This window comes from Arthrobacter sp. 2YAF22_2 (genome assembly GCF_052114645.1).
Classification (GTDB): Bacteria; Actinomycetota; Actinomycetes; order Actinomycetales; family Micrococcaceae; genus Arthrobacter.
Genome location: NZ_JBFRFD010000311.1, coordinates 1 through 4,562 on the forward strand (window position 1 = coordinate 1; position 4,562 = coordinate 4,562).

The 4,562-nt window shown below is 69.1% G+C and carries 5 protein-coding genes and 1 pseudogene; 2 read left to right on the forward strand and 4 right to left on the reverse strand.

The genetic code is table 11. From position 1 onward, the window contains the following. A pseudogene (locus AB4Y86_RS12885) lies at window positions 1-505 on the forward strand (DUF5671 domain-containing protein); the annotation flags it as partial. A 145-nt stretch (window positions 506-650) separates the two neighbouring features. Here AB4Y86_RS12885 and AB4Y86_RS12890 read toward each other — a convergent pair. Both AB4Y86_RS12890 and AB4Y86_RS12895 read right to left on the reverse strand, forming a co-directional pair. Then, window positions 651-1,808: a cation:proton antiporter gene (locus tag AB4Y86_RS12890; protein WP_441402614.1), complete on the reverse strand. Its 1,158-nt coding sequence runs from the start codon at window positions 1,806-1,808 to the stop codon at window positions 651-653. After that, a complete protein-coding gene (locus tag AB4Y86_RS12895) occupies window positions 1,805-2,242 on the reverse strand; it encodes a hypothetical protein (protein WP_441402615.1) in 438 nt (145 codons plus the stop codon). The genes AB4Y86_RS12890 and AB4Y86_RS12895 overlap by 4 nt, the downstream gene beginning before the upstream one ends. A 167-nt stretch (window positions 2,243-2,409) precedes the next feature. Here AB4Y86_RS12895 and AB4Y86_RS12900 point away from each other — a divergent pair, with 167 nt between their 5' ends. Next, window positions 2,410-2,745: a hypothetical protein gene (locus AB4Y86_RS12900; protein WP_441402616.1), complete on the forward strand. Its 336-nt coding sequence runs from the start codon at window positions 2,410-2,412 to the stop codon at window positions 2,743-2,745. Window positions 2,746-2,772: 27 nt separating this feature from the next. Here the strand turns inward: AB4Y86_RS12900 and AB4Y86_RS12905 are convergent, their stop codons facing one another. Together AB4Y86_RS12905 and AB4Y86_RS12910 are read right to left on the reverse strand one after the other, a co-directional pair. Continuing rightward, window positions 2,773-3,771 carry a sensor histidine kinase gene (locus AB4Y86_RS12905; RefSeq protein WP_441402617.1) on the reverse strand — a complete coding sequence of 333 codons (999 nt, stop codon included), beginning with the start codon at window positions 3,769-3,771 and terminating at the stop codon, window positions 2,773-2,775. 36 nt (window positions 3,772-3,807) lie between these two features. Beyond that, on the reverse strand, window positions 3,808-4,482 hold the full coding sequence (locus tag AB4Y86_RS12910; protein WP_441402618.1) for a response regulator transcription factor: 675 nt from the start codon (window positions 4,480-4,482) through the stop codon (window positions 3,808-3,810). Window positions 4,483-4,562 lie beyond the last annotated feature (80 nt).

Genomic DNA, 4,562 nt, shown 5'->3' on the forward strand with positions numbered 1-4,562 from the left:
GGTCTATCTCATCGCGGTATTTGGCCTCAGCGCCGTGGTGGCACTGGTGGCACTGCTGGTGGTCGGCTACCGGTTGTTCGAATTCTTGCTGGCCGAGGTCACCGGCGGCAGCCTGGTGGACCGAATCCGCGCACCGATGGGGCTGCTGGTGGCCACCGGTCTGGCAGCCGGGTACCACTTCGCTGTCTGGCAGCAGGACAGAACACGCCAGGCGGCAGCGGGACCGGGCCCGAAGCGGACGATAGGCCACGTCATCCTGGTGGCGGGCTCAGATCCCGAGCCGCTGCGCCGGTCCATTGAAGAGCTGACCGGGGCGGGGGTCACCGTCTGGAGCAGGGCCGACGTCGGCGTGCCCCTGCCAGCGGGTGCCGTGCCCGCGTCCGGCCTGCCGTCGGGAGATCCCGGCGGCCAGTTGGCCGTTGCCCTCACCGGGGTAAGCGCCGGGCGTGTACTGGTCATTGCCGGCCCCGGCGGGCACGTGGAGGTCATACCGCTCCGCGGCTAATGCCGCCGCGCCGTCCGGGTTACAGGAGACCGAATTCCCTCCGATAGGAGCGCACGGCGTTGGGTACCGTGGGAAAAACCGGTCCGGACCGGCCAACGGCGGCCACCACGCCCTCCCGGCCAGGCGGCTGACGTGGGGAATCTCTTCAGTGCTTGGCGTCGCTGGCATCTGCCGGCTCGGCGAAGGATTTGGCGGCCCTCGAGCCGGCGGCGGCACTCGCGGCTATGGTGACCAAGGCACCGAGGAGCAGTGCCGCATCCTCCCCGGGCTGCAGCACGTGCAACTGGGTGCCGATGCTGGCCGCGGCCACGGGGACCCCCAGCTGGGCGGCCGAGATGACACCCAGCGGCAGGGGGAGTCCAAAGGCCCGCAAGCCGGCGTGGAGCAGCACCGTCCCGACCCCCAAGGACAAGCCCAAGACGATCATGTCCGGGTGCCCGGCAAGGTCGCGCAGATTCAAGGAGGCGCCCAGCCACACGAAGAAGATCGGGCCCAGGAAACCGTCGCTGACGGCGAAGAGCTGGCGTGCCAGGCGCCTCGGTTCGCCGACGGCGGCCACCGCCAGCCCGAAGGAGAATCCGGCCAGCATCACCGAGACGTGGCCGATGCCGGCGACTCCGGCCAGCGCGAAGAGGAGAACCAGTTGGATGCGCAGTTCGAGGGCGAATTTGCGGTCCTCCGAGAGCCGGTGCAGGCGCTGGCGGGTGCCGCTGCGCTCCAGCGCCCGCAGCGCGAAGAAGAGCGCCACGGCGCATGCTCCCACCGTGAGCGCTCCGAGGGCGGCGCGCCCGGCGTTCGGTGGGTCCACGGCCAGCGGCAGGGCGACAATGCAGGCGATGTCGGCGAGGGCCACCTGGGCCGTCATGGCCACCACCTGCGGGCCGCCCAGGCGCAGGGAGTCAACGATTGGGAGGACCAGTGCGGCGGATGAGGAGGCCAGCAGCACCACGTAGAGCGGAGCGTGCCCGGTGCCAAACGCCAGCCCCAGGCCGGTACCGATGACCACCGCCGCGATGGCCGCAACTGCGGCCCGGCCCGAGCCTCTGCCGAGGGCTGAGCGGATCTGGGGATCGCGTACCGGCACATGGCTTCCGGCCACGAACATCATCAGGGCGAAGCCGATATTCGCCAGCAGGCTGAAGGTGGGGTCAGCCGGATCGACTAGTCCTAACCCCGTCCGGCCGATCACGATGCCTGCCAGCAATTCGCCCAGGACCACCGGTAGGCGCCAGCGGACCGGCAGTGCGAGCAGCGGCCCCGCCAGCGCGACGACGGCAATCAGCGCCAGGGACAGGAAGGTCACCCTGCGCCGGCCCCGGCAGGTCCCCTGGCTGCCACGGGAGCCAGCTTGACGGGGATGGGTGTGTTCTCGTCGGTGAGGTAGGAAGCGCAGACCCGGTGGTACCCGTCGGCGATTTGGGCTGCGATGCCGTCATGGAGGTCGCCGCGGACCATCAGCACCGGAGAGAGCTTTTTGCCGGCCGCTATTTTGGCAAGGTCCGACGCGACGTGCGGGTTGTCCTTTGTCAGCAGCGGCAACCCGCAGGCGCGCAAGATGTCCTTCGCCAACTGTTGGGTGACCGGGAGGTTGCGCATCGCCTGCACGGTGGCAGCGGCGCAGACTGCGTCGGTGAGCAGGGCGAGATAACGCTCCGCGGCCGGGTAATCGTGTTCCTCCGGTTCGGGCAGCCAGATGACGGATGCCGTCGGATCAGTTTTCCTGGAGTCTTTCGCCATGGAATGAGACTAGTCCCGTCCGGGCCCTAACGCCCGGGCACTTGGGCCAGAGCGCCCGTCCGCCTTCAGCTTCTTCACAGATTCCGCGGCTAATGTCCCCGACGGCAGGAATTGTCCCGCCACCGACATGAGGAGAATGCGTGGGGCCGGTAAAGAGCCTGTGGGCGATGGTTCAGGGAGACCCCGTCTTTATGCGGCGCGTCAACGGGTGGCTGGCGGTTATCTGGATCCTGATGATCCCCATTTCGCTGATGATGGGCTGGCTGGACTCCGTCGTCTACGTCTCGGCACTGTCGCTTTGGGCCCTCGTCTCCGGTCACTGGTCCGCCTGGCAGGCGGCCCGGGTTGAAGTCGCACAGTTGGAGGACGCGAAGAAGCGCGAGAAGGAAGACCTGGTCGCCGAGGTGGTGGCGGCGCTCCTGGCCAGGACAAATGTGGAGCCCGCCACTGCGCCGGTCCTGGACCCGGACCGGGCCAGGCCCCAGGGTGCGGAAGCCAACTGACCCTTTGCCGGCGCCGCGTTTGCGGCGTCAGGATCCGGCTGCCGGCAGCAGGATCCTCATGACGGTCCCGTCCGCGCCGGTCCGGGCCACTTCCACGGTGCCGCCGGCTGCCATGGAGATCTCGCGGACCAGGGACAGTCCGATGCCGAAGCTCCGCTGTCCGCGTGCACCGTCAGGGCTGGGGGTCCTGACAAAGCGGTCGAAGATCCGGTCCTGGTCGACGCCGGTGATCCCGGCCCCTGTGTCGGCCACCGTGATGACCGCCTGATGCTGCCGCGCAGCCGTGGAAATCGTGACACGGCCGCCGGGCGGGGTATGGGCCAGGGCATTGTCCGCCAGTGCCAGGACTGCCCGCCGCAGTGCGTTCGGTTCGATCCTGGCCCGGGGCCGGCCGTCTGCGGTGAACTCCAGCCGGACTTCCTTGGCGGCGGCCAGTTGCTGCAGGCTATCCGCGACGGAGGCCGCGACGTCGGCCAGATCCACCGCCTCGGCTGCGGGATCGGGGGCGACCGCGGTGGCTGCCAGCAGCAGTTCGTTGACGATTCCGGTCAGCGTGGCCGTGTCCTCACGGATTCTTAGCAGTGCCCGGCCCGGCGCCGAGTCCGGGGCGGCGTCGCGCTGCGCGAGCTGGATCCGGGTATCCAGGATGGCCAGCGGCGTGCGGAGTTCGTGGCTGGCGTCCTGGACAAACCGGCGCTGGCGGGCGAGGGCCTCGCCCAGCGGACGGATGGCGCTGCGGGCACTGAGCCAGCCGACAAGGCCGGCCAGGGCGATGCCCGCCACCCCGGCTATGATCATCGCCTCCAGCAGGTCTTTGGAATCAAGGTAGGCGTAAGTGGTGCCCGCAGACGCCGAGGGCGGCAGGTCCGGGTGGGCCAGCTTGTTCATCAGATACAGGGCCGCGACGGCGAGGAGGCCGAGCACCATGACGGCGCACGCGACGCTGATGCGGACGGCCACTTTGAGTGAGGCCTTGCGCAGGGTGGATTGGTCCGGGGCGCCGCCCGGCAGTGTTGCCTTGGTCATTCGCGTCCCGAAGCCTTTGCTTTCCTGTTCAGTGCGTTAGTCACCGGCGTCGCCAATCTGGTAACCGACGCCGTGGACGGTGCGGATGACAGATTTGGCGATCTTCCGGCGCAGGTGGTGGACGTAGGTGTCGATCACCCCGGGCTGATCTGTGGGGTGGAAGAAACCGGCCAGCAGCTCGTCCCGGCTGAAGACCCGCCCGGGTTCGGCTGCGAGCGCGGCGAGCACTTCGGACTCTTTCGCCGTGAGCGAGACCAGGCTGCCGTAGACCGACCGGACCGAGCGCGACGCCGGATCGAGCTCCCAGTCGCCGATGCTCACCGTCCCGGCGGGCTGGGTGAACGTGCGGGTCAGGGCGCGCAGCCTGGCGGCGAGTTCGCCGGCGTCGAACGGCTTGGTCACGTAGTCATTGGCGCCGGCGTCCAGGCCCCGGACTTTTTCGCTGGGGTCGCCCAGCGCGGTCAGGATCAGGATCGGCACGGGAATGCCCTTCGACCGCAGGGCCGTGATCAGGGCGATCCCGTCCATGACGGGCAACCCGCGGTCGATGACCATCACGTCCCACGGCTCCGTCAGGCCCAGGTGCAGACCGTCCTGGCCGTTGGCGGCCAGGACGACCCGGTAGTCCGGCTCGAGCAGCTCGGCGATCAGTGGGCCAAGGACCGGATCGTCTTCGACGAGCAGCAGGCGCGGGCGGTCAGCGATTGTCATGCGGCCTATTCTTTCGCGGCCATTTCCCCGGCCAGCACGCCSTYGGCCGTGTCGGGCGCGGTTTCGTCGCCGTCATGCGG